Annotated in this window: 15 protein-coding genes; 8 read left to right on the top strand and 7 right to left on the bottom strand. The window is 66.8% G+C overall.

All coding sequences use genetic code 11. The features are described 5' to 3' along the window. Position 1 precedes the first annotated feature (1 nt). Both EDC25_RS07020 and EDC25_RS07015 read left to right on the top strand, forming a co-directional pair. Positions 2–6364: a DEAD/DEAH box helicase gene (locus EDC25_RS07020; RefSeq protein WP_132577361.1), complete on the top strand. Its 6363-nt coding sequence runs from the start codon at positions 2–4 to the stop codon at positions 6362–6364. Between the two features lies 1 nt (position 6365). Next, positions 6366–8474, top strand: a complete 2109-nt coding sequence (locus tag EDC25_RS07015; protein WP_132577360.1) for a UvrD-helicase domain-containing protein — start codon at positions 6366–6368, stop codon at positions 8472–8474. Between the two features lie 54 nt (positions 8475–8528). Here the strand turns inward: EDC25_RS07015 and EDC25_RS07010 are convergent, their stop codons facing one another. From EDC25_RS07010 to EDC25_RS06985, 6 genes are all read right to left on the bottom strand, one after another. Beyond that, positions 8529–9392 (bottom strand): phage integrase N-terminal domain-containing protein, encoded by an 864-nt coding sequence (locus EDC25_RS07010; RefSeq protein ID WP_132577359.1) that lies wholly within the window; start codon positions 9390–9392, stop codon positions 8529–8531. 586 nt (positions 9393–9978) lie between these two features. Next, complete coding sequence (locus EDC25_RS07005) at positions 9979–11148, bottom strand: STY4528 family pathogenicity island replication protein (protein WP_132577358.1); 1170 nt, start codon at positions 11146–11148, stop codon at positions 9979–9981. Positions 11149–11655: 507 nt separating this feature from the next. Further along, positions 11656–12831, bottom strand: a complete 1176-nt coding sequence (locus EDC25_RS07000) for an ABC transporter permease (RefSeq protein WP_132577357.1) — start codon at positions 12829–12831, stop codon at positions 11656–11658. Further along, complete coding sequence (locus tag EDC25_RS06995) at positions 12828–13559, bottom strand: ABC transporter ATP-binding protein (RefSeq protein WP_132577356.1); 732 nt, start codon at positions 13557–13559, stop codon at positions 12828–12830. The genes EDC25_RS07000 and EDC25_RS06995 overlap by 4 nt, the downstream gene beginning before the upstream one ends. 36 nt (positions 13560–13595) lie before the next feature. Then, positions 13596–15038, bottom strand: coding sequence for an alpha/beta hydrolase (locus EDC25_RS06990; RefSeq protein ID WP_165910883.1), 1443 nt, complete (start codon positions 15036–15038; stop codon positions 13596–13598). 46 nt (positions 15039–15084) lie between these two features. After that, positions 15085–15867 (bottom strand): FAD-binding oxidoreductase, encoded by a 783-nt coding sequence (locus tag EDC25_RS06985; RefSeq protein ID WP_132577354.1) that lies wholly within the window; start codon positions 15865–15867, stop codon positions 15085–15087. Positions 15868–15997: 130 nt separating this feature from the next. Here EDC25_RS06985 and EDC25_RS06980 point away from each other — a divergent pair, with 130 nt between their 5' ends. The 3 genes from EDC25_RS06980 (at position 15998) to EDC25_RS06970 (ending at position 19379) form a co-directional block, all read left to right on the top strand. Further along, positions 15998–16930 (top strand): ABC transporter ATP-binding protein, encoded by a 933-nt coding sequence (locus EDC25_RS06980; protein ID WP_123521222.1) that lies wholly within the window; start codon positions 15998–16000, stop codon positions 16928–16930. After that, a complete protein-coding gene (locus EDC25_RS06975; RefSeq protein ID WP_123521223.1) occupies positions 16930–17736 on the top strand; it encodes an ABC transporter permease in 807 nt (268 codons plus the stop codon). Before EDC25_RS06980 ends, EDC25_RS06975 begins: the two co-directional genes overlap by 1 nt. A gap of 65 nt (positions 17737–17801) precedes the next feature. Further along, on the top strand, positions 17802–19379 hold the full coding sequence (locus tag EDC25_RS06970) for a TerC family protein (RefSeq protein ID WP_123521224.1): 1578 nt from the start codon (positions 17802–17804) through the stop codon (positions 19377–19379). A gap of 88 nt (positions 19380–19467) precedes the next feature. Here EDC25_RS06970 and EDC25_RS06965 read toward each other — a convergent pair whose 3' ends face one another. Next, the gene (locus tag EDC25_RS06965; RefSeq protein WP_123521225.1) at positions 19468–20271 is read right to left on the bottom strand and encodes a TatD family hydrolase; all 804 of its coding nucleotides are present in this window, start codon (positions 20269–20271) and stop codon (positions 19468–19470) included. A 164-nt stretch (positions 20272–20435) separates the two neighbouring features. Between EDC25_RS06965 and EDC25_RS06960 the strand changes: the two genes are divergently transcribed. The 3 genes from EDC25_RS06960 to EDC25_RS06950 all read left to right on the top strand — a co-directional run bounded on the left by EDC25_RS06960 (position 20436) and on the right by EDC25_RS06950 (position 25433). Further along, on the top strand, positions 20436–21491 hold the full coding sequence (locus EDC25_RS06960) for a hypothetical protein (protein WP_123521226.1): 1056 nt from the start codon (positions 20436–20438) through the stop codon (positions 21489–21491). Between the two features lie 82 nt (positions 21492–21573). Further along, entirely contained in the window at positions 21574–24063 is a 2490-nt protein-coding gene (hrpB, locus tag EDC25_RS06955; RefSeq protein WP_123521227.1) for an ATP-dependent helicase HrpB, read from the top strand. Positions 24064–24212: 149 nt separating this feature from the next. Next, positions 24213–25433: an efflux RND transporter periplasmic adaptor subunit gene (locus EDC25_RS06950; protein ID WP_132577353.1), complete on the top strand. Its 1221-nt coding sequence runs from the start codon at positions 24213–24215 to the stop codon at positions 25431–25433. The last annotated feature ends 2 nt before the right edge of the window (positions 25434–25435 follow it).

The raw sequence follows: 25435 nt of genomic DNA, 5'->3' as shown, positions 1-25435 counted from the left end.
CATGCAACCCCTGATCGTTTCCGAGCAAATCACCCAAGGCGTCGCCGACTTCCTGCGCGCCGCCTTCCCGGCCACCACGCCGGGCTTTGATGGCCTGATCCAGCGCTTCCTGGCCGACCGTGACCGGGTGTTCAAGGGGCCGTACCTGACCTTGCCGCTGCCGTTCCGCAAGCAGCCCGACAGGGGCCAGCCCGCGTTCGGCTGGCTACCGCCGGGCTTCGTGCCCCATGCTCACCAGGGCCGGGCGTTCGCCCGCCTGACCGGCGAGCAGGCCCGATCGACCCTGGTGGCCACTGGCACCGGCTCGGGCAAGACCGAGTGCTTCCTCTATCCAATCTTGGAGCATTGCCGCGAACAACGGGAACTGGGCCGGCCGGGCATCAAGGCCATCATCCTGTACCCGATGAACGCGCTGGCCTCGGACCAGGCCAGCCGCCTGGCCAAGGAGATCCTGCGCACACCGGCCCTGGCCGGTATCCGCGCGGGCCTGTACGTGGGCGAGGCCCCGGCCGAGGAATCCTCCCGCGTGCAGCAACTGGCCGATGGCGGCTTCTCGATCATCACCGACCGCAACGCCCTGCGCGAAAACCCGCCGGATATCCTGCTGACCAACTACAAGATGCTGGATTTCCTGCTGATCCGTGCCGCCGATGCGCCACTGTGGGCGCGGCAGCAACCGGATACGCTGCGCTATCTGGTGGTCGATGAGTTGCACACCTTCGACGGTGCCCAGGGTACGGATCTGGCCTGCCTGATTCGCCGCCTCAAAGGCCGACTGGAGACGCCGCCGGGGCAACTGGTGTGCGTGGGCACCTCGGCCACGCTGGGCAGCGATGGCGAACAGGATCTGCTGGCGTTTGCCGGCCAGATCTTCGGCGAGACGCTGGATGACCAAGTCGTGATCGCCGAAGACCGCGAGCCGGTGGCGGACTATCTGGCGGATGCCGTGGTGGAGTTCACCCAATCTCCGCTGCCGGACGCCGTGTCGGTGCTGGATCCGGCAGGCCATGACGGCTTGCCGTCCTGGCTGGCGGCCCAGGTGCCACTGTGGTTCGGCACCCCATGCAGCGCCGAGCAAGTGAACGATGCGGGCTGGCGCTGTCGCTTGGGCGGGATGCTGAAAAGCCATTTCGCCTTCCAGAACCTGTTGCGCGATATGGAGCGCCTGGGGCCACGCGCCGTGGCGCTGGACGATCTGCTGGCGGTACTGGCGCGCCGCCTGCCACCCCATGCCGACACCCGCTATCCGCTGCTGTGGCTGGGCAGCCTGCTGGCGCTGGTGGCGCATGCGCGCCAGCCTCGCGGCGTGTCGCTCGACGCGGTGCGCGGCGAACAGGACGTGACCTTCTTCCTGCAAGTCAAGGTGGAGCTTTGGCTACGCGAGTTGCGCCGCATGGTGGCTTCGTTGGGCAACCCGCCTCGACTGACTCATCACGACGATCTGGGCAAGGCCGAGCAGACACAGGTCTGGTTGCCGGTGATCCACTGCCGAGACTGCCACGCCACCGGCTGGGGCACCACCTTGCCCAGGACCAGCCCGAATCAATTCAACCAGGACATCCAGCAGTTCTACAGCGCCTTCTTCGCCGAGGATGTCAGCACCCGCTTTCTGTTCCCCCATGGCGAAAGCGCGGACCCGAAGGTGTTCGAGCACAAGAAGGTCTGCCCGCGCTGCGGTACCCTGCATGCGCTGGGGCAGACGCACTGCGACTGTGCCGAGGACCCGGTCGCGCTGGTGGATGTCGATGTGACTGCCAACCTGCGCGAAGGCACGCGCAACGGCGCCCGCTATACCCGTTCCCATCACGACTGCCCGTACTGCGGCGGGCACAAGACGCTGTCGATTGTCGGTTCGCAAGCGGCCAGCCTGGCAGCGGTGATGCTGGCGCAACTGTTCGGCTCACGTTTCAACCCGGACAAGAAGCTGATCGCGTTTTCCGATTCGGTGCAGGACGCGGCACACCGTGCGGGGTTCCTGGCGGCCCGGACCTGGCGCTTGAACCTGCGCCCGGCGGTAGCCCAGGTCATTGCCGCAGCGCAGCAGGCCGGGGAACCGCTGACGCTGGCGCAACTGCCGCAAGCCTTCGAGGACCACTGGCTGCCAGCAATGGGGCAGGGCCATTACCTGGCCAACTTCCTGCCGCCGCAACTGCATTGGCTGCGGGATTTTGAAACGCTGATGCGCGAAGGGTCGCTGCCAGCCAGTAGCGAGTTGCCGCAGGATTTGCGTCGCATCCTGCCGTGGGTGCTGAATGCCGAGTTCGGCCAGGACGCCCATATCGGCCGCAGCCTAACCGTGACCGGGACCGCCAGCGTGGAACCGCCACCACAGCTACTGACATCGGCCGTGCAGTGGATGCTGCCACGCCTGCAGGCCACGATGGAGCCGCTGGCTGGTGTGTCGGCAGATGCCCTGGCGGTATTCCTGCAGGGCATCGTGCAATCCCTGCAGCGGCTGGGGGCCTGGCGTGATCCCGGATTGCATTTCTATGCACAGGTCGGCAATCGGCCGTGGGTCTACAAGCGCAATCCGGTGCAGTTCCAAATGCTGTCTGGCCCGCGTCCGCCACGCTTCGTGAGCCTGGTCGATTACCAGCGCTGCGTCGGTGTGTTGGGTAGCCACGCGAAGTGGTATCGCGCCTGGGCCTTCAAGACACTGAAACCGCTGCATGCGTTGGCCCTCGGCGCTGACAGTTTGCTGCCAGCACTGTATCAGCTGGCATTCGAGGCGCTGGCCGACGTGGGTTTGCTCGGTGCTGAACAGGCAGATGGCCAGCCGGAGATTCGCGTGTGGGGGCTGGAGCCTGGCGCTTTTCTGGTGTCCCTGGGCAGCCGCGCCTGGCGTTGCGACACCTGCCGTAGCGAGTGGCGCACCGGGGCTGAAGTTTCGCTCGCCGGGCAGCCTTGTCGGCATCCCGGCTGCCGAGGGCATCTGGAAGCGCTGGCGGAAGGGGATGCCGACTATTATCGCAGCCTGTATCTGCGTGCGGACATCCAGCGCGTGGTCGCCCACGAACACACTGGCCTACTGCCACGCGGTACGCGTGAGCGGGTGGAGCACAGCTTCAAGTCCGATAGTCAGGCTCCTGGCAGCATCAATGTGCTCTCGGCCACGCCGACGCTGGAGATGGGTATCGACATCGGCGATCTGTCGGCAGTGCTGCAGTGTTCCGTGCCGCCACAGCAAGCCAACTACATCCAGCGCGCGGGACGCGCAGGACGCAGCACCGGCAATGCCTTGTTGCTGACCATGGCGGCCAGCAAACCGCACGACCTGTATTTCTGGGCCGACCCCAGGGAAATGATCGCCGGCAGCGTGCCGGCACCAGGTGTGTTCCTCAACGCCTCGGCGGTGCTGGAGCGCCAGTTGACGGCGTTCACGCTGGATTGCTGGGTGCGCGAACGGGGTCGTAACGCCTCGATTCCGCAGGAGATCCGCATGGTGCTCAGCGCAGTGGACAACGGTGCGACGACGCGCTTTCCCTTCCCCTGGCTGGAGTATGTGGAGGCACACCGGGCCAGCTTGCTGGATCGCTTCCTGGCGCTGTTCCAGCAGGATGGCGGGCAGATCCTGACCGAAGCCACCCGGCAGTGGCTGGCACGTTTCGTCAATGGTCGGCAGGACGAGGAAAGCTCCCTGAGCTTCAAGATCGTCAGCAAGCTGCAGGGTATCGCCCGTGACGTGGCGCAGATCAAGCGTCTGCGCGAGAAGACCGTCAAGGAAGTGGAGAAGCTGGAGCAGCTTCCTGTGCGCGGCGAGGAACAGGAAGAAGAACTGAAAACCCTGCGCCAGGAACGTGCGGCGTTGGCGCGCCTGATCGGTGGCATTGAGGGCAAGCTCACCCTGAACGTCTTTGCCGACGAAGGCCTGCTGCCCAACTATGCATTCCCCGAACAAGGCGTGCTGCTACGCTCGATCATCGTGCGCGACACCCGCCGGGAAGGACCGCCTGCCGAGCCACTGACCTTTGAATACGAGCGCCCCGGCGCAACCGCCATCACCGAGCTGGCGCCCAACAACACCTTCTATGCCGAAGGCCGCCGGGTGGTCATCAACCAGGTAGATGTGTCTCGTGTCAAACCAGAGGCCTGGCGCCTGTGCCGCCAGTGCTCCTACGCGGAGCCCTTGTCGGCGGGCGACAGGCACCACCAATGCCCACGTTGCGGCGATGGCCAGTGGCGCGACACCGGGCGGGTCCATGAAATGCTGCGCCTGACCACCGTGTTCGCACGCACGCTGGACCGAGAAAGCCGGATCGCCGATGACTCCGACGAGCGCACACGTGGTTTCTACGTGCGCCAGGCGCTGGTGGATAGTCCGCCAGAAGCGGTGCGCCAGGCGTTCGCCATCGACAACCCCAGTTTCCCATTCGGGTTCGAATTCCTTGACCGGGTGACATTCCGCGAGGTGAACTTCGGCGAGCAGACGGTGGATGCCACGCCGATGACCATCGCGGGCGAAGAACTCAACCGGCCGGGCTTCGCCATTTGCCCTGAGTGCGGCACGCTACAGCGTCGCCGCAAGGCCGAAGAGCTGTATCGCAACCATGCCCCCTGGTGCTCACGCCGGAAAATACCCGAGGCCAGCGCCCAGCAATGCATCTTCCTGTACCGGGAATTCGCCAGCGAAGGTATCCGGCTGTTCCTGCCCGAGGTCGGATTTGCCGAATCCAAGGAAGCCTTGCTGAGCTTCATCTCCGCGCTGGAGCTGGGACTGAGCAAACGCTTCAAAGGGGCGGTGGCGCACCTGCGCATCGCTACCGACGTACGGATGGCCGCCGACTCGGAGTCGGCGCGAATCTATCTGGTGATCTACGACAGCGTGCCGGGCGGCACCGGATATTTGAAGGAACTGATGCGCGATCCAGCCCCGCTGTTCGAAGTATTCAGTCAGGCGGCAACCGCATTGAACACCTGCACCTGCAACCAGGACGACACCGCCGACGGCTGCTATCGGTGTATGTACCGCTACCGCAACAGCCATGAACGCCAAGCCATCTCGCGCACGGTGGCGCAGAAGCTGTTGGCACAGATACTGGAGCATCGTGCAGCGCTGAAGCGTGTCAGCAACCTTTCCCAGCAAACGGACAACAGCTTGCTGGAAAGCACGCTGGAGAAACGATTCCTTGAGGCACTGCGGCGCGAGCATGCTGGCGTGACTTTCACGCTCAAGGACAAGCTCGTCGGCGGCAAGCATGGATACCTGGTCCAGGCAGGCAATCGCCGCTGGCGTCTGGAATTGCAGGTGCCTCTCGGCGAGCGCGAGGGCGTGGTCGTGCCATGCAAACCGGATTTCGTCTTCTGGCCCGACGACGGCGTGGACGATGTGCCGGTCGCGGTATTCACGGATGGCTGGCAGTACCACAAGCACATCGTGGCCGAAGACTTGGCCAAGCGCATGGCGGTAGCCAAGAGTGGGCGGTTCGCTGCGTGGACGCTGACCTGGGACGACGTTGACGCGGCCTTGCGTGCCGAAGCGGCCCCGGATTCCACGGCCTGGGACGAGTTGCTGCTCGGGCCTGCCGATCAGGTGGTCACACGTCTATGCGAAGCCCAGGGGATCGCCTCGTTGGCCGCCTTCCACCGTTTGTCACCTTTCCTCCAACTGCATCGGCGGCTGGCGGAGGGGCGGCACGATGCCTTGCGCCGCCTCGCCGGCGTACTGGGGGCGGCCATGTCAGTGCCACCTGGCGATGACGCCGCCTTGCAAGGCTTCAAGCAAGGTACCTTCCTCCGTCGGCTCGACGACTATGGCTTATTGCCCGACACCCACCTACACCGCTGGGGTCATCGCTCCTTGAGTGCTGTCGCGCAATGGCTGGCAGGCCTGTCGCCGGAACAGTTGCAACAGTGGATGACCGGCCAGGCTGCTGTATCCGCAGAGCCTGTCGTGCTGGTGCAGTGGCAACCGGGCGATGTACCGGAGGCCGATCTGCAACGGCGCTGGCGCCATCTCTGGCAATGCCTGAACCTGCTGTTACCCTTGCGTCATCTTTGGGCAGGCCATGACGAGATGACTGGCCTGCCTGGTTTCCAAGCCAGTCCTGCACTGCGCCAAGCAGAACAGACGTTCGACAGTCATTGGCAAACGGCACTGGAGCTGGCCAGCCCGGATGTGCAGGCATGGTTGCTTGCATTGGCGCATGCAGGAGCACCGCTGCCGGAAGTCGGCTTCGAATTGATCGACGGGCGCGGCCGGGTACTGGCGGAGGCGGAACTGGCCTGGGTCAGCCTGAAGATCGCCGTGCTGCTGGCCGATTACCAGACCGATGCGTCCCGCTTCGAGGTAGAAGGCTGGACGATCCATATCGCAACCGATGACGCGCCCGTCCAGGCGCTTCTGGATAGCTTGAAGGAACATTGAAATGGCACTTTCGCCCAAGATCGCCATGTCGGACGACTTTCTGAAATCGTTCGCCAGGATTCCGCGCCAGAACCAACAAGCGGTGCTGACCTTCGTCGCTAAGTTCCGCCAGAACCCGCTGGCCAGCGGTATCAACTACGAGCGCATCAATGATGCCGCCGATGCCAACATGCGCTCGGTGCGCATCAACGACAACCTGCGCGGCATCATCCTCAAGCCGGAAACAGGCGATGTGTATTGCCTGTTATGGGTGGATCGTCACGACGATGCCTATCAGTGGGCCAGGCGCCACCGCGTCGCGATTCACCCGGACGTGGGCAGCCTGCAAGTTTATGCGGTACAGGAAACGCAATCCCTGACCAATAATGAGGTAGCCCAAACCGAAGCCTCCCCGAGCGAGGGCTTGTTTGCGGATTTGCGTGACCGAGAGATCCGCAAGCTGGGTGTGCCGGAGGAACGGCTGGCAGCCGTGCGAGCGGCTGTATCGGAAGCCGACCTGGAGGCCCTCGAAGCGCAGTTGCCGGATGAAGCCTTCGAGGCCCTGTATCTGTTTGCCGCCGGCGAGCCGCTGGACAAGATACTGGCCGAGCGGGCACCCGCCGAAACGGTCGACCCCAAAGATTTTGGCGCGGCGTTGACGCGCGACAGCACACGTCGCCACTTTGTTGTGCTCACCGATGACAGTGATCTGGACGCTCTACTGGCCGCTCCTCTGGAGCGTTGGCGTGTGTTCCTGCATCCGAGCCAACGCAAACTGGTGGAAGGCAACAAGAGTGGCCCCGTCAAGGTCACCGGCGGTGCTGGCACCGGCAAGACGGTGGTGGCCATGCATAGGGCAAGGTGGTTGGCCAGGCAATACGCAGACCTTCCGGGACGCCCGATCATCTTCACCACCTTTACTCGCACACTGGCCGAAGACATCCGTCACAACCTGTCTCTGCTGTGTTCACCGCAAGAATTGGCCAAGATTCAGGTGGTCAACTTGGATCAATGGGCGTCAGGCCTGCTGCGCCGCTTCGGCTATCCCTACGCGCTGCTCTATGACGAGAAACAGCGACGTGGCTTCTGGCAAGCCGCCTTGTCCGCGCTGCCCGCAGGCGCTGCCTACAGCGCCGCTTTCCTGAGGGCGGAGTACGAGCGCGTGATCCTGCCCCAAGGTTGCGAAACGGCGGAGGATTACATGCGTGCCCGTCGCATCGGACGTGGCGGGCAATTGGGCCGTTTGCAGCGCACGGCGTTGTGGCCGGTGTTTGCCGAATATCGGGCGCAATTGCACGCCGCCAACCTGCGCGAGCCGGAAGACGCCTTCAGGGAAGCCTGCCAACTGATACTGCAGGAGAAGCCGCAACTGGGCATTCGCGCCATGGTGGTGGATGAGGCGCAGGACATCAGCGCCGCTGCCTACACCCTGATTCGCGCGGCCGTGCCCAAGGCCGAGAACGATTTGTTCATCGTCGGCGATGCCCACCAACGCATCTATCGCCACAAGGTGACGCTTGGACAGGTGGGGATCGAGGTAAGAGGTCGCAGCCGTACCCTCAAGGTCAATTACCGAACGACCGATGAGATTCGACGTTGGGCCTGCGCGCAGTTGGAAGGTATCGAGATCGACGACCTGGATGGAAGCATCGACAGCTTGCGCGGCTATCGCTCATTGACCCACGGCGACTTGCCGGAAGTCTTTCCATCCGCCTCCTTGCAACAGGACGTGGAGCACATCCTGTCCGTCGTTGAACATGGTAAAGCCGATGATATCGAGGCTAGGCGCATCTGCGTCACGGCCCGTACCAATGAAGATCTGGATGCATTGGCACTGGCCTTGCGGCAACGCGGTATAGCTTGTCTCAGGCTGGACCACGGCACGACGGATGATCCTGCGGAACCGGGTATTCGACTGGCCACCATGCATCGCGTCAAGGGACTGGAATTTGACATCGTCATCCTGGCTGGCTATCGCGGCGCCAGGCAGTATGCCGAGCAGTTCAGCCATGACGAAGATGTCGGTGTCACAGACGACACGGAGGTTTCCGAACGTTGTCTGCTACACGTTGCGGCAACACGCGCCAAACGGCATCTGTTTGTGCTCGCCAGGGGTGACTCACAAGATTGATCCGTCGAATTGCTGGGAACAGCTGGTGTTGCAAGAGGTGGCTTGATGGGAATCTCACGTTCCCAGGTAGATCGCTGTTATTGTTGCACGCTCATGTCCCAGCTCTCGGCTGATCTGTTGCCGGGCTTGCTGATCCAGCAGGCGTTGGGACGAATCCAATTGCACAGTACTGAGGCCACCCGCCGCCAGCGCCTTCCATCCCGTCAATACCTCATACCGCATCTGCGCGTACCGATGCCGCAGTCCGTGCATGTTGCTCAACCCTGCCGCCTTGCATTGCCCGTCGTAGACGTGCCGTTGCTGGATGTAGGTCTTTTTCGCCGGGATCAGCGAGCCCAACCCTGCCAGTCGGTGTGCTTCGTCCAGCACCGTCCGCTGCTCCGGCGTAGTGATCGGCACCGTCCGGTCACGTCCGCCTTTGGCCCATGACCCTTTGATGGCAATGTGGTCACCACGGTCGGCATAGCGGGGCTGGAACTTGATGGACTCCTCCCGCCGCAGGCCAAAGGCCGCTTGCAGGCGCAGGCTCATGCGGACGTGTGGATCGGTGATCCTGTCCAGTCCGTCGCCCAGTTCCTTGGCCTTGCTCTCGTTGGTCACATAGCGGCGGTCAGGGATGCCCAGCTTGGTGTTGTCCGCTGGCAGGATACCTGCCTTGCCGACCTTCTCTGCCCACCAGCGCAGGTGCGCCATGCGGTTCTTGAGCGTGCCAGCCGACAGCCCTTCAGCCTGCCAGCGCTGCAACAGGGCTTCGACGTGCTTGCCCTTGAGCGAGGTGGCCCGCATCTGGCGGAAACCCGCTTCGCGCAGTTGGCGAGCAGCCAGACTCAGCGACCGTTGCCGGTCGGCCTGGGTGGCGTGGCTACCGTCGCGGTTGCGCAGGCAAAGCTGGCGCAGGGTATAGGTCAGGTCGTCCATTGCGGTGTCGTTCCATCGGTTGTCGGGGCTGAGAAGCAAACGGTCAGTGTTTTTGCCAACTCGCCAAGGCAAGACCCCGAAGGGCCAGGGCCAGGTGCTCAGTTCACCTGTGGCCTCGAATGAGGCGTCCGCCTTGCTTCCTGTGGGAAGGCCGGGCGGAGGAATGGCAAGGTACGACAACGCGGTGTGTTGGGATGAGTACCTCCTGTGGCGCGATGGTGGAAAAGGTGTCGGCAGGCCGCGCGAGGACGGCCGACCAGCAATGAGTGCCTGGAGCGGCGGATGTGTGTTGCGACGATGGCGGGACGAACCACGCCGAAGATGAGAAGGGCTCTGCCCGTGGGTAGGGCGGCACACCGAACGAGCCTGGGTGTGCCTGGGATGGTTCCGCCCGGCGAGCCGGGTCGGCGCTTGCAGGAACCTGCGCCAGGGTTCCGGTGTTCATACCCACCGGCAGGTCGTTGCAGGGTCAGTGTGCCGGGGCATCATCATGTGCGCCGCTATCAATGCGATGCTGCGCCAACCCGCATTGCTGCTGCAGTTCGGCGGGCCGTCACTGCGGCGGGCAGTGACGGCCCCATCTGTTTCACGCCGAGCCCCGTGGCCCCAGCCTTGCAGCAGCAGGCGTGTTTCCCGGGGCTGTTGGCAGCATTCCGCTGTCAGCCATGCACCCGATGATCTGCCCGATGGGCAGCGATGGCGTCTTCAGCATGCGCCTGATCTGATCCAGATGCCGTTGCGCCACCTCGCGCGACGCAGGCTTTGCGGCTTGGCTGCTGGACAGTGGCGAAGGTGTCGGCGGCGAGCCATGCTGGCTGTTGTTGATGGCCTGCATGGATGTCTGCTGCGGAGTGGATTTGCGTGCCGCCCAGAGCTTGAACACGCCTTCCACGGCCTTCTTGATCAATCCGTAGAGGTAGGCGATGGCGTTGTGCACGCCACCTGATTCGCAGCGCACGTCCCACTCGGCGAGCACCGCCAAGTGTTGCTCCGGAGGCAAGCCCCTGAGACGCGCGGTGAGAATCCGTTGCTGATCCTGTGGCAGTTGCCGGAAGCGGGCTGGCACATCTGGCCCCGATACCTGCACTTCGGGTGATGATCGGTACGTACGTACTTCTTTTAATACTTCTTTTTCTACAGTACGTACTGCTGTCGGAGATGGCGGAACGGGTTTCGGAATGTCACTGCTGGCTTCGGACACACGGGAATCGGGCGAAGCCGGAACATCAGGACCGCCCGGATCATGGTCATCGCCCCGGTGTTGCAAGCGCCTGATCCGCTCTTGCATTGTTGCGGGCAGCTTTCCCAACCTGTCCGGATGGCGCATAGCCTCTTCGAGAATGGACTGTGCCAGTTGGCGAATCGTCGCACTGGCATGGCCGAGCGCCCGTTCCAGCAGGGGCAGGTAGTCTTCGTCCTCCAGGCACGCGTCGTGGAACGCGAGGGGCTGATTCCGCACCGCGTAGCGGCTGGCCATTGAGAAGCCGGTCATGGGATTGCGGCGGTACTCGACCAGCGAAATCCATGTGGACAGCCGCAGGCAAAGCACGGCCATGGACACGGTTTCAAGGGCGGCCCGCTTGCTGCCCGGTGCGCTGGGCAGGTACCCGCGCAGCGCGTCGTAGCTGAGGACCACGGTGCTGTCGCTGCTGGCCAGCGAGCGGAAAGTCAGCCAGGCGTTGCGTTCCAGCGGCGTCAGCCGCTCATCGAGCAACAGGGCTTTCGGGGTGATGATGTCTGAGGTTGGGTGTGACATGGCGAGGCTCCCATCGGTATCGGCCAACTGGCCAAAGGAGCCGTCATCTCACCCCTGCATCATCGCTGCCGCAGCCATCAATCCGAACCGCGCTCCTTCCGTTTTCTCGGGCTGAAGCAGGGCGCAACATCCTTGGTGTTCCGGGTCAGGAGGTGAGAAAATGAGCCCATTGCAGCGCATTGGACGGTGGCGAACGTCGATGGCCGGTTTCGCTGCCTCTGATCAGGTCGTCTGCTGACACATCGCATCGGTAACGGGAGAGCGGGAAGCGTCCAGGGAGGCTCATCCGCCGCTACCAGGGGATACGCTGGTTATTGGGTCCAAGAATAGGTCCAAGCGTGTCAACGGGGTTTCAAAACTCCATTGCAAATCAATAGCATGCGGCGGAAACGCCACTTCTGCATCGGAAAATAGCGCCGCGAACCCCGGGGCGGCAGCGGCGTCGACGCGAGGGTCGCCGGCGTCGACCGGCGCCGCGCAGGGCGCGGCACCGGGTGGAAAACCGGCTCAGCCGGAGATCGCCAGGCGTTCCTGGTGATAGATGCGGACGGTGATCCAGGCGAGGACCAGGCCGGCCAGCAGCGTGCAGCCGATGCTCGCCGCGTACTGCCAGGGCAGCACCACTTCGCCGCGGACGATCTGGCTGATGATGAAGTGCTGGCTCAGCAGCGGCGTGGCATACATCCAGTCCACCGGCTTGGTCGGATTGATCGCCATGAACAGCGACGGCAGCGCCGGCACGATCATCAGCATCGACAGCCAGGTCTGTGCCTCGCGGAAGCTCTTGCTGAAGGCGGCCACCATCGTCTGCACCGACGCCGACAGCAGTGCCAGCGGCGCCACGACCAGCACGGCCAGGCAGGCGGACGCGAAATCCAGCTTAAGTGTCAGGCCCAAGGGACCGAGCGGAATCACGCGCAGGAACACCATCAGGCCGAACACCGAGATCGCCACCGCCGCCAGCGAGAACGCGGTGGTCGCCGCCAGCTTTCCAGCCAGCACCTGCGCGCGCGGGATCGGGTTGATCAACAGCGCTTCCAGCGACTGCCGTTCGCGCTCGCCGGCGGTGGTGTCGATCGCCAGGTACATGCCGCCCAGGAATGCACCGAGGATCAGCATGTAGGGCAGGAATGCCAGCAGCATGCCGGCGCGGCTCTGGGCGCTGCTCTGGTCGCGCTCGATCACGGTGACCGGCTGCGCGATCTGCGGATCGATGCCGCGCACGGTCAGGCGCAGCGCCGCATGGATGGCGCCGTAGCTTTCAATCAGGCGCGTCGCCCGCTGCACGGCGGCGGCGGTGAACTGGCGCGAATCGTCGTACAGCAGTTCCACCGGCGCCGGCAGGCCGTCGCGCCAGCGCTCGCCGTATCCGGCGGGAATGCGCAGCACCAGTTCCTCGTCCTGGTCGCGCACCGCCTTTTCCGGGTCGGCGGGGGCGTCCTTGATCACCACGCCGTTCTGGCGCAGGTGGGCGATCAGGTTGGGCGCGTGCTCGGCACCGGCAACCGGCAGGTCCAGCGGCTTCTCGGCGCGCTCGCTGGCCTTGTTGATCATGAAGCCGATCAGCAGGACGAACAGCAGCGGGCCGAACAGGGGACCGAAGACCAGCGAATTCATCACCGTGCGGCGATCGCGCAGGTTTTCCATCGCTTCCTTGCGGAATACCGTGAACCAGGCGTTCATGACAGGCCCTCCTCGCTGCCGATGACCTGGACGAAGACGTCCTCCAGGTTGTCCATGCCGGTCTGCGCGCGCAGTTCGTCCGGCGTGCCCTGCGCCACCACGCGGCCATGCGCTATGACGACGATGCGGTCGCACAGCGCCGCCACCTCCTGCATGATGTGGCTGGAGAACAGCACGCAGTGGCCGGCTTCGCGCAGGCCGAGCAGGAAACGGCGCATCGCCCGCGTCGCCATCACGTCCAGGCCGTTGGTCGGCTCGTCGAGCAGGATGTTCTGCGGGGCATGGATCAGCGCCCGCGCGATCGCGGTCTTGACGCGCTGGCCCTGCGAAAAGCCTTCGGTCTTGCGGTCGGCGATCTCGCCGAGGTCCAGGGCCTGGATCAGCTGTTCGCAACGCTCGCGCAGCGTCGCCTCGCCCAGCCCCTGCAGGCGGCCGAAGTATTCGATGTTCTCGCGCGCGGTGAGGCGCTTGTAGAGTCCCTTGGCATCCGGCAGCACGCCCATGCGGCGGCGCGCTTGCAGCGGATCGACCTGGGCGTCCACGCCATCGATGCGGATCGAACCGGCATCCGGGCGCATCAGCGTATAGAGCATGCGCAGCGTCGTCGTCTTGCCGGCGCCGTTCGGGCCGAGCAGGCCGGTGATGGCGCCGTCGGGCGCGGAGAAGCTGACGCCATCCACCGCCTGGATGGCGCCGAACGCCTTGCGCAGTCCTTGCACCTCAAGCATGCATCACCTCGCGTCGTGGGAAGCGGCAGCCGGCGCTCATGGCGCGCTGCCGTTGAAGTTCAGGTAGAAGCCGGGCGCAGACATGTCGGCGACGCACTCCGCGTCCAGTCCGGCGACGCTGGCATCGCGGATGAAGCGCGTCAGCAACCGCGGCATGCAGCCGCGCATCTGCACGATGTGGCCCTGGCCGGGCGCGACCAGGTGGCGGGCATTGCCCAGCGTGGCCAACGCGCGCTCGGCGTAGGACGGCGGCGTCACCGGATCGAACTCGCCGGACAGCAGCAGCACCGGCAGGTCGGAATCGACCGGCTGCTTGAAGGCGGCGGGCGCACGCGGCACCGGCCAGACCTCGCACTGTGCCTGCAGGAAGGTCACCATTGCGGCGCCGATCAGGCTGGTGTCGTCGGGATTCGCGCGCAGCCAGGGCACGTCCTCGCTGCAGGTCACCGACAGCTGCATGCCGTGCGCGAGCATCTCGTCGAGGCTGGCGACGATCATCCGCGCCTGCGCCAGCAGCGGCTGCGGATCGCCTTCGCGCGCCTGGTGCAGCAGCAGCGGCAGCAGCGCCGCGGTCTCGGGCTGGTAGGCGTACAGGCGCGCGGTCAGCGCCAGCGTCTCCTCGGTCAGCGCCGTTTCCAGCGGCTGCCGGCTGCGCGGATCCGGCACCATGACCGTGGTCGGTGCTTCGCGATAGCGCACGCGCAGTTCCTGCAGCGTCTCCCAGGGATCGCCGAAGGCGGCGTGGCAGGCCTCGTCCTCGCGGCAGCGCTTGAACTGCGCCGCCAGGGCCTCGTCGAGGTGCCGGCCGTGGTCCTGGCTGAGGGCGACGTCCTGCGGCACGACGCCATCCAGCACCACCGAGCGCAGGCTGTCCGGATGCGCCTGCACGTAGGCCAGCGCGACCCGGGTGCCATAGGAACCGCCGACGATGTTCCAGCGCTCGATGCCGAGCTCGGTGCGCAGCTCTTCCAGGTCGGCCAGGTAGTCGCGCGTCGTGTAATGGGCGACATCGGCATCGATGCCGGCCAGGCAGTCACGCGCCATCTGCTGGATCTCCTCGCGATCCGGCATCGGCGCGGTCGGATCGTCCAGGCCCGGCATCGGGCACTTCAGCGGATGCGATCCGCCGGTTCCGCGCTGGTCGACGAGAATCACCTCGCGCTGGCCGAGCAGCTGCCGGTAGGCCGGTGCCACTTGCGGGAAACTTTCGGTCGCCGACTGGCCCGGGCCGCCAGCGAGGAAGACGATCGGATCGGGCAGCGGCGTGCTGGCCCGCGAGGGCACCTTGGCGACACGCAGCGTGATCCGGCGGCCGTCCGGCACGGCGCGGTTCTCCGGCACTTCGAACGCGGCGCAACGGGCCGCCATGCCGGAAACGGCCTTGGCGGTTTTCAGTTCACAGTCGCTGAAATCCAGCGCGAAGGCGGGTGCCGCCAGGAGCGCGGTACAGCCGATGGCGATACGGAGCAGGTTTGTCATGCGGTCCATCCTGTAGCAACCGGGCGAATCCCGGCAGTGACGACAGTCATGCTTGCGGGCCATCGGCCGGCCGGGCCGGGAGTGCCCGGGGCGACGGTGGCGAGATGTATTTTTCGCGGCGGATGTGCGCGATCGGCAGGCCGGCCCCCTTCAGGGCCTCGAACGCCGCGTCGACCATGTTCGGATTGCCGCACAGGTAGGCGATGTCCTGCTCCGCCGTCGGCGCCAGTTCCGCCAGCGCGGCCTGCACGTAGCCGCTGCGCTCGTAAGGGCGCGGCGGCTGGTAGCCGGTGCGGGAGAAACAGGGAATGAACGCGAACCCCGGCGTCGCCTCGGCAAAGGCGGCGAATTCCTCGCCGTACAGCAGTTCCCCGGGCGTCCGGGCGCCGAACAGCAGCACGAAGCGCTGGCCGCGCTCGGCGATGCGGCGGCGGATCAGCGGCAGCATGGAACGGTACGGCGTGACGCCGGTGCCGGTGGCGACCAGCAGGTAGCGCTGGTTGCGGTCGCCGTCCTGCAACACGAGCCGGCCGTTCGGCCCGGTGGCCTGGATGCGGTCGCCGGGCGACAGGTTCTCGAACAGCGCCGTGGCGGCGCCGCCGGGCACGAAGGACACCGCCAGCTCCACTTCCAGCGCGCCGGCCTCGTCCGCCGGCGTGGCGATCGAGTAGCTCCGGCGCAGCATCACGCCCTCATGCTCGAAGTGGACCTGGACGAACTGCCCGGGAATGAAGGGCTGCCGCGCTCCGTCGCTGCGCACGAAGGTGTAATGGCGGACTGCGGGTGCCAGCGGGCGGCTGGAAACGAGCGTCAGCTCGAAATGATCCATGGACGGGCTGCGTGCGGCGGGAGTGGGTCGGCTGGACAGGGCAGGCCCGGTCGCCATGACGGCGGGACGGGCGCGCCATGGTCCTGCCGGCGAGCGCCTATACTAACCGCCCTCCCCAGCCGACCCAAGCATGAGCCTGCCCACCGCCCTTTCGATCCGAGACCTGCGCAAGACCTACGGAAACGGCGTGGAGGCATTGAGGGGCGTCAGCCTGGATGTGGCGGCGGGCGATTTCTTCGCGCTGCTCGGCCCGAACGGCGCCGGCAAGTCGACGCTGATCGGCATCGTCTCCTCCCTGGTCAATGCCACGGCCGGCGAGGTCGATGTCTTCGGCGTCAGCGTGCTGCGCGAGCGCAGCCGGGCGATGAGCCTGATCGGCCTGGTGCCGCAGGAAATCAACTTCAACATGTTCGAGAAGCCGGAGGACATCCTGGTCAACCAGGCCGGCTTCTACGGCGTGCCGCGCCGCCTCGCGCTGGAGCGCGCCGAGAAATACCTGACGCAGCTGCAGCTGTGGGAAAAGCGCAACGTCATGTCGCGCACGCTGTCCGGCGGCATGAAGCGCCGGCTGATGGTGGCGCGGGCGATGATGAACGAGCCGCGCCTGCTCATCCTCGACGAGCCCACCGCCGGCGTCGACATCGAGATCCGCCGCTCGATGTGGTCCTTCGTGCGCCAGATCAACCAGGCCGGCACCACGGTCATCCTCACCACGCACTATCTCGAGGAAGCCGAACAGCTGTGCCGCAACATCGCCATCATCGACAAGGGCGGCATCATCGAGAACACCTCCATGCGCGCGCTGCTGGCCAAGCTCGACGTCGAACAGTTCGTGCTCGACATCGATGGCGCCCTGCCGGCGCTGCCGGAACTGGAAGGCGTGCGTTTCACGCTGGTCGACCCGCAGACGCTGGAAGCGGAGGTGCCCAAGCGCGTCGATCTCAGCGCCGTGTTCGCGGTGCTCAGCGCCATGGGCGTGCGCGTGAAATCGATGCGCAACAAGGCCAACCGGCTGGAGGAACTGTTCATGCGACTGGTCGACCGGCCGGCGGAGGTGGCGTGATGGACGCCCACGAAGTCGCCGCCAGCGCCGCCTTCGGTGCGCGCGAGAAGTGGGTGGCGCTGTTCACCATCCTGCGCCGCGAGGTCAGCCGCATCCTGCGCATCTGGAGCCAGACGCTGGTGCCACCGGCGATCACCATGACGCTGTACTTCCTGATCTTCGGCACCCTGATCGGCGGCCGCATCGGGCAGATGGACGGCATCGCCTACATCGACTTCATCGTCCCCGGCCTGGTGATGATGAGCGTGATCACCAACAGCTACGGCAACATCGTCTCCAGCTTCTTCGGCGCCAAGTTCGGCAAGCACGTCGAGGAGATGCTGGTGTCGCCAATGCCGAGCTGGGTGATCCTGGCCGGTTACGTCGGCGGCGGCGTGCTGCGCGGCCTGATGTGCGGCGGCATCGTGCTGCTGATCGCCATGCTGTTCACAACGGTTCGCGTCGCCAATCCGCTGGTGACAGTGACCAGCGCTTTGCTGACCGCAATCGTGTTCTCGCTGGCCGGCTTCATCAACGCCGTGTTCGCGCGCAAGTTCGACGACGTCGCCATCGTGCCGACCTTCATCCTCACGCCGCTGAGCTACCTGGGCGGCGTGTTCTACTCGATCAGCCTGCTGCCGCCGCTGTGGCAGGCGGTGTCGCAGGCCAATCCCATCCTGCACATGGTCAATGCCTTCCGCTACGGCCTGCTCGGGGTCAGCGACGTGTCGCTGGTGACCGCCTACGGCGTCATCGGCGTCGCCACCGTGGTGCTGACCGCGGTCTCGCTGTGGCTGCTGCACCGCGGCGTCGGCCTGCGCAGCTGACCGTGTCGCCGCCGGACGGCATCGCCCTGTAAAGTCTCCGCTGGACCGACTCGAAGCGCCCCGACATGGAATGGATCGCTGACCCCTCGGCCTGGATGGGCCTGGCCACCCTGATCGTGCTCGAGCTGGTGCTCGGGATCGACAACCTGGTGTTCATCGCCATCCTGGCGGACAAGCTGCCGCCGGAGCAGCGCGACAAGGCGCGGCTGATCGGCCTGAGCCTGGCGCTGGTCATGCGGCTGCTGCTGCTGGCGAGCATTTCCTGGCTGGTCACCCTGACCGAGCCGCTGTTCACGGTGTTCGGCCGGGGCTTCTCCGGCCGCGACCTGATCCTGCTCGGTGGCGGCCTCTTCCTGCTGTTCAAGGCGACCACCGAGCTGCACGAGCGCCTCGAGGGCAGCGAACACCGCAGCACCGGCAAGCAGGTGTTCGCCAGTTTCGGCGTGGTGATCGCGCAGATCGTCGTGCTCGATGCGGTGTTCTCGCTGGATTCGGTGATCACCGCCGTCGGCATGGTCGACCACCTGATGGTGATGATGATCGCCGTGGTCCTGGCGATCGCCCTGATGATGGTCGCGAGCAAGCCGCTGACGCGGTTCGTCAGCGCCCATCCGACGCTGATCATCCTCTGCCTGGGCCTGCTGCTGATGATCGGCTTCAGCCTGGTCGCCGAGGGCATGGGCTTCCATATCCCGAAGGGCTACCTGTACGCGGCGATCGGTTTCGCCATCGTCATCGAGACCTTCAACCAGGTCGCCAGCGCCAACCGCCGCAAGGTGGACCGCCGGCGTCCGTTCCGCGACCGCACGGCCGATGCCGTGCTGCGCATGCTCGGCGGTCGCGTCGAATACGGCGCCGATGCCGCGACGCAACCCGCGGCGGCCGGGTCCGACCTCAACGCCGCGCAGATGGAGGAAGCCTTCCAGCCGGCCGAGCGCAGCATGATCCAGGGCGTGCTGACGCTGGCCGAGCGGCCGGTCACCGCCATCATGACGCCGCGCACGGACATCGACTGGATCGACCTCGACGACGAGCCGGAGCGCGTGCGCCGGGAACTCGTCGAATCGCCCTACTCGCGCGTCGTCGCCGTCCGTGACGGCCGCAGCGACGACCCGCTGGGCATCCTGCAGAAGAAGGACCTGCTGCCCGACCTGCTGGCCGGCGAGGCGCTCGACCTCGACAAGCACATCCTGCAGCCACCGGTGCTGCCGGAGTTCGCCACCGTGCTGGCGGCGCTGGAGCGCTTCAAGCGCGAACCGCTGCAGCTGGCCTTCGTCGTCGATGAGTTCGGCTCGCTGATCGGCCTGGTCACCGCCACCGACGTCATGGAGGCGATCGCCGGCGAACTGCCGGACGAACACGACCCGGTCACCGCGATGATGGTGCTCAACGACGACGGCAGCTGGACCGTCGACGGCCGCACCGGGCTGGACGAGCTGCGCGACCGCCTCGACCTGCCGTTGTCGGACGACGTCGACTACCACACCGCCGCCGGCCTGGTCCTCGATGCGCTGGGCAGCATCCCGGGCGTCGGCGACGGCATCGACATCGGCGACTGGCATTTCCGCGTCGATGCCATGAGCGGCAACCGCATCGAACGCCTGGTGGCGCAGCCGCGGCCCGCGGACGGCGAGGGCGACTGAGCCGCCGGCGACCCGGCTTCGCCGCGAGGCGACGGAGGTCCGCGGACCGCGTCCGGACCCAGCCTGGCGCCGGACCGTGGCGTCGGGATCAGTCCGCCGGTGCCGGCGGCAGCGAAAAGAACGCCCGCGCCGTCGCCGTCGTCGCCGCGGCGGTCACGGCGACGTCCTCGCCGCGGTCACGTGCCAGTTCCTCGACGATATGCGCCAGGTACATCGGCTCGTTGCGCCGGTGCGAGGGCATTGGCCGCACCGTGCGCGGCAGCAGGTAGGGCGCGTCCGTTTCGATCATCAGGCGGTCGGCGGGAATGTCGCGGACCAGTTCGCGCAGGTGCAGGCCGCGGCGCTCGTCACATAGCCAGCCGGTGATGCCGATATGCCAGCCGGCATCGAGATAGGCGCGCATCTCGTCGCCGCTGCCGGTGAAGCAGTGCACGACGGCCGGGCCGAGCCTGCCGCTGAAGTCGCGCAGGATGGCCATGAAATCGGCGTGCGCATCGCGCTGGTGCAGGAACAGTGGCTTGCCGCAGGCGACCGCCAGCTCCAGCTGTCGTTCGAAGGCGCGGCGCTGCGCCGGGCGGGGCGAGAAATCGCGGTGGTAGTCCAGGCCGCATTCGCCGACAGCACGCACGAGGTCGAGGCGATGCAGGTCGGCGAGCACGCTCTCGGTGTGGCTGGTGAAGTCGGCGGCGTGGTGCGGATGCACGCCGGCAGTGGCGAACAGCCGGCCCGGCCGCCGCTGCGCCAGTTCCAGCGCGGCGATGCTGCCGGCTTCGCTGGCGCCGGTGACGACCAGTTGCGAGACGCCGGCATCGAAGGCGCGCTGCAGCACCGCGTCGAAATCGTGGGCGAAGGATTCATGGCCCAGGTTGGCGCCGATGTCGATGAGATCCATGATTCAGGGCATGACGGGGCGCGGACGGTGCCCGCGCGGGCCGCGTAGTGTAGCCTTGCGCGGAGCAGGGCGACCGCCCGTCCGGGACAGCGGCGGTTCACGACACCCATCCGGCGCGGTACTAGTCTCTGGGCACTCACCACCACCAATTCAGGGGTACTGGAATGATCAGACTGCTATCTTCCTTCCTGCTGGCCTGCGCGCTGGCTCTGGCGGCGCCGCTGGCGCGCGCGTTCACGCCGGAATCCGGCTGGTGGTGGAATCCGGACGAACCCGGTTACGGCTTCGCCATCGAGATCCAGGACGACTACGTCTTCATGGTGGTCTTCAGCTACACCAATGGTGGCGATGCGACCTGGTACGCCGCGCAGGGCACCATGGAGAACAACGCGGTGTTCCTCAACCAGCTCTACTCCGCCGAGAACGGCACCTGCCTGGGTTGCAACTTCAGCCCGTCCACCGCCTTCGCCACCGGCGGCGACATCGACGTCGAGTTCCTGACCGAGAGCACCGCACTCGTCACCGTCGGCGGCCGCACGATTCCGATCCAGCGCCACAACTTCCGCCTCAGCTACGGCAGCGACGCCTCGCCGCGCACCGGCATCTGGCGTGGTGAATGGCATGCGACGCTGGACTTCAGCAACATCCCCGACGCCCGGGCGTTTCCGTTCTTCGGCGACGTGCTGGTCTTCGACCGCACCTACTCGAACAGTGGAATCGCCTACTTCGACGGTTGCCGCCCGGAGAACAGCACGGTCGGCCAGTGCAGCACCGCGGCCTTGAACAGCCATGGTGCAACCGGCTACTACAGCCCGACCGACGGCACCTACTTTATCGTGGTCGAGGACGAGGCGACGACGTTCCTGGTCTATGAGGTGGAAGCCAACCTCAACACCTTCCGCGGTTATGCCAAACGCTGTCCGCGCAGCATTTCCGACCTGATCGGCAACTGCCTCGACAGCAACAATTACTATGTGCTGCCGGTGCGTGGGTGGCGCAGTGCGAGCCGTGCCTTCGTCGATGGCGACGACAACGCCCCAAGCGCGCAGCCCGGCGACACGGCGGACAGCAAGGGGGCAGCGGTGGGCGTCGCGCCCTGGCATTCGTTGCCGTTGACGGGCCCGTCCGCCACGCCGCAGGCGAAACGCGAACGTGCCGATCCGGCGGCGACCGCGGCGCTGATGCGGGCTGCCATCGAGACACTCGAAGCCCAGCGCTGACGACGTGCTGCAACAGCCGGTCTGACGAGGGCGCCTGCGGGCGCCCTCGTCGTCTCCACCGCGGCCCTGTCGCATCCCTCGCATGACCCCGCCCTCCGCGCTTCCCATCGATGCCGTCCTGCCGGAACTGCTCGCCAGCCTGGCGACGCATCCGCGTGCGGTCCTGGAAGCTCCGCCGGGCGCGGGCAAGACCACGCGCGTGCCGCTGGCGCTGCTGGACGCGCCCTGGCTGTCCGGCTGCCGCATCCTCATGCTGGAGCCGCGGCGGCTGGCCGCACGCAGCGCCGCCCGCTTCATGGCCGCGTCGCTGGGCGAAGAGGCGGGCGCCACCGTCGGCTACCGCGTGCGCTTCGAAGCGAAGGTCTCGGCGGCGACACGCATTGAAGTGGTGACCGAAGGCATCCTGACCCGGATGCTGCAGGACGATCCGACGCTGGACGGCGTCGGCGCGATCCTGTTCGACGAATTCCACGAGCGCCACCTGAACACCGATCTCGGACTGGCGCTGGCGCTGGATGTCCAGGCCGGGCTGCGCCCCGACCTGCGCCTGCTGGTGATGTCGGCGACCCTGGAAGGCGAACGGCTTGCCGCGTTCCTGGGTGCACCGCGCATCCGGTCCGAAGGCCGCAGCCATCCGGTCGAGATCCGGTATCCGCCGCTGCGTCCCGGCGAGGACGCGGTATCCGCGGTGCCGCGCATGGTGCGCGAGGCGCTGGCTGCCAGCGAAGGTGATGTGCTGGTGTTCCTACCCGGGCGCCGCGAAATCGCGCAGGTCGCGCGCCGCCTCGACGGCGGTGATGCCGTCGTCGTCGAATTGCATGGCGACCTCGACCTGTCGGCGCAGGCGGCGGCGCTGTCGCCCGACCCCGGCGGTCGCCGCCGCATCGTGCTGGCCACGAATGTCGCCGAATCCAGCGTCACGCTGCCGGGTGTACGCGCCGTGGTCGATACCGGCCTGGCGCGCGAACCGCGCTTCGATCCCAATTCCGGTTTCAGCCGGCTGGCGACGGTGACGATCACCGCGCCTTCGGCGGCGCAGCGTGCCGGTCGCGCCGGTCGCCTCGGACCCGGCCTGTGCCTGCGGCTGTGGCCGGAAAGCCAGCGACTGGAGCCGGCGACGCGGCCGGAGCTGGCGCAGGTGGAGCTGTCCGGCCTGCTGCTGGAACTGCGCGCCTGGGGCAGCGACGACCTGCGTTTCCTCGATCCGCCACCGGCCGGCCATGTCGCCCAGGCCGCCGACACGCTGCGTGCACTCGGTGCGCTCGACGACGAAGGCCGGATCACCGGCTTTGGTCGGCGCATCCTGGCGCTGGGCACGCATCCGCGCCTGGCGGCGATGGCGGCGCGCGCCGCGTCCGACGAGGATCGGGCGCTGTGCGCCGACCTGATCGCCCTGCTCGAAGGCCGCGACCCGCTGCGTGGCGACGACGCCCGCGACGACCGCCTCGACCTTCGCTGGCGCGTGCTCGCCGCCTTCCGCGGCCGGCGTGCCGGGGAGGCCGACGGCAGCCGCGAGGCCCTGTCGGCGCTGTCCGAACAGGCGCGGCAATGGCGGCGGCGCCTGCGTGCGCCGGAACCGCCGGCGGCCATCGACCGCCACCGTCCCGGCGACCTGCTGCTGGCCGCGTTCCCGGATCGCATCGCCCGCCAGCATCCGCGGGACGCATCGCGCTACCAGCTCAGCAACGGCCGCGGCGCCCGCCTGCACGACAGTTCCGCGCTGCGCGGCGAGCCCTGGCTGGTCGTGCCGGAACTGCGTTACGAGGCGCGAGACAGCCTGGTGCTCAAGGGCGCGCCTTTCGACCCGGCGCACCTGCGGCGCCTGTTCCCGGAGCGCTTCCGCACCGTCGAGCAGGGCCGCTTCGATGTCGCCACCCAGGCCGTCGCCGTGTTCCGCGAACAGCGCTTCATGGACCTGGTCCTGGAGCGCGAGCGCATCGCCGTCACCGATCCGGCACAGCGCGTGGCCGGCCTGCTCGATGGCGTGCGCCAGCTCGGGCTGCAGGCGCTGCCCTGGACCGAAGCGCTGCGGCAGTGGCAGGCGCGCGTCGCCTGCCTGCGTGACTGGTGCCCGGAGCTGGCCCTGCCGGCCTGCGATGACGAGGCCCTGCTGGCCTGCCTGGATGACTGGCTGGCGCCGTTCCTGGCCGGCAAGTCCAAGCTGTCGGCACTGTCGGCGGACGAATTCGGCCAGGCCCTGCGCGCCCGCCTGGACCATTCCGGACAGCAGGCGCTGAACCGGCTGGCGCCGGTGGCGGTGACCGTGCCCAGCGGCCGCGAATTGCGCCTGCACTACGAACCGGGCCAGCCGCCGGTGCTGCCGGTGAAGCTGCAGGAGCTGTTCGGTGCCGCCGATGGCCCGGCCGTCGCCGGCGGCAAGGTGCCGGTGCTGTTGCACCTGCTGTCGCCGGCGCAGCGGCCGATCCAGGTCACCGCCGACCTGTCCGGCTTCTGGCAGCGCACCTACGCCGAGGTCCGCAAGGAGCTCAAGGGCCGTTACCCCAAGCATCCCTGGCCGGACGACCCGTGGACGGCACAGGCCACGCACCGCACCCGTCGCCGCAACGAATGAGCGCCGGCCTGCATCCGGATCGGCTGCGCCGACCGCTGCGGACGTCCGCCTGACAACCGTCCAGCGCAGCCCCTGACTTCTGGCCCTTTCCGCGGCCGTCCGGAACCGGACAATCGCCGACACTTCTCCCACCCGTTTCCCCCACGCCCATGCGCCTGCCCAAACGCCTGCTCCCGCTCCTGATCCTGGTCGCCGCCGTCGTGCTGACCTTCGTACTGATCAAAATGCGGCCGGCGCCCCCGAAACAGGAGGCCGCCGTGACCACGCCGCTGGTCGAGGTCGAGGAAGCGAAACCGGTCGCCGCCGACTTCGTCGTCCGCGCCCAGGGAACCGTGCAGCCGCGCACGCAGACCGTGCTCGTCTCGGAAGTCTCCGGCGTCGTGGTCGAGGTCGCCGACCAGTTCAACGCCGGCGGATTCTTCCGCCGCGGCGACGTCCTGCTGCGCATCGACCAGCGCGACTACCAGGTGGCCCTGCGCCGCGCCGAGGCCGCCGTCGCCAACCGCGAAGCGCTGCTGGCGCAGGAACGCGCGCGCGCCGAGCAGGCGCTGCGTGACTGGGAAAACCTGCGCCGGGCCGGCACGCCCAGCGACCTGGTGCTGCGCAAACCCTACGTCGCCGAGGCCGAGGCGAACCTGCGCGCGGCGCAGGCGGAACTGCAGCAGGCACGCATCAACGTCGACCGCACGGTCATCCGCGCGCCCTATGACGGCCTGTTGCGCGACAAGCGCGTCGACGTCGGCCAGTTCGTCGGCACCGGCACGCAGCTGGCCGAGCTGTACGCCACCGACGTCGCCGAGATCCGCCTGCCGCTGACCGAGCACGATGCCAGCTTCGTCACACTGCCGCCTCCGGGCAGCGACGACGGCATCGGGATGACCGTCAGCGCCACCATTGCCGGCGTGCGCTACAACTGGCCGGCGCGACTGGTGCGTTCGGAGCGCGTGATCGACGAGCGCTCGCGCGTTCTCTACGCGGTCGCACGCATCGACGATCCCTACAGCCGCAAGCCGGACAGCACGCATCCCCATGTCCTCAGCTTCGGCACGTTCGTCAATGCCGAACTGCCGGCCACCATCGGCCACACCGTGGTCGCGGTGCCGCGCGTCGCCCTGCGCGGCAGCAACCAGGTCATGACCGTCGATGCCGGGCAGCGCCTGCGCCTGCGTGAAGTGCACATCGTGCGCAGCGACGCCGGCCACGCCTATGTCGATGGCGGCATCGCCGAAGGCGAACGCATCATCGTTTCCAGCATGCCGGCGCCGGTCGAGGGCATGCAGGTGCGCGTGAACGACGCCAGCGCCGTCGCCGCGACAAGCGGCCAGCCGACCGTCGCCGAACCGGCGGACGACGCCGAGGCGGTGGAGTAGGA

The sequence above is a fragment of the Pseudofulvimonas gallinarii genome (genome assembly GCF_004343305.1).
GTDB lineage: Bacteria > Pseudomonadota > Gammaproteobacteria > Xanthomonadales > UBA2363 > Pseudofulvimonas > Pseudofulvimonas gallinarii.
The sequence above is the reverse complement of the archived record's forward strand: the minus strand, read 5'-3'. Positions and strand labels throughout refer to the sequence as shown.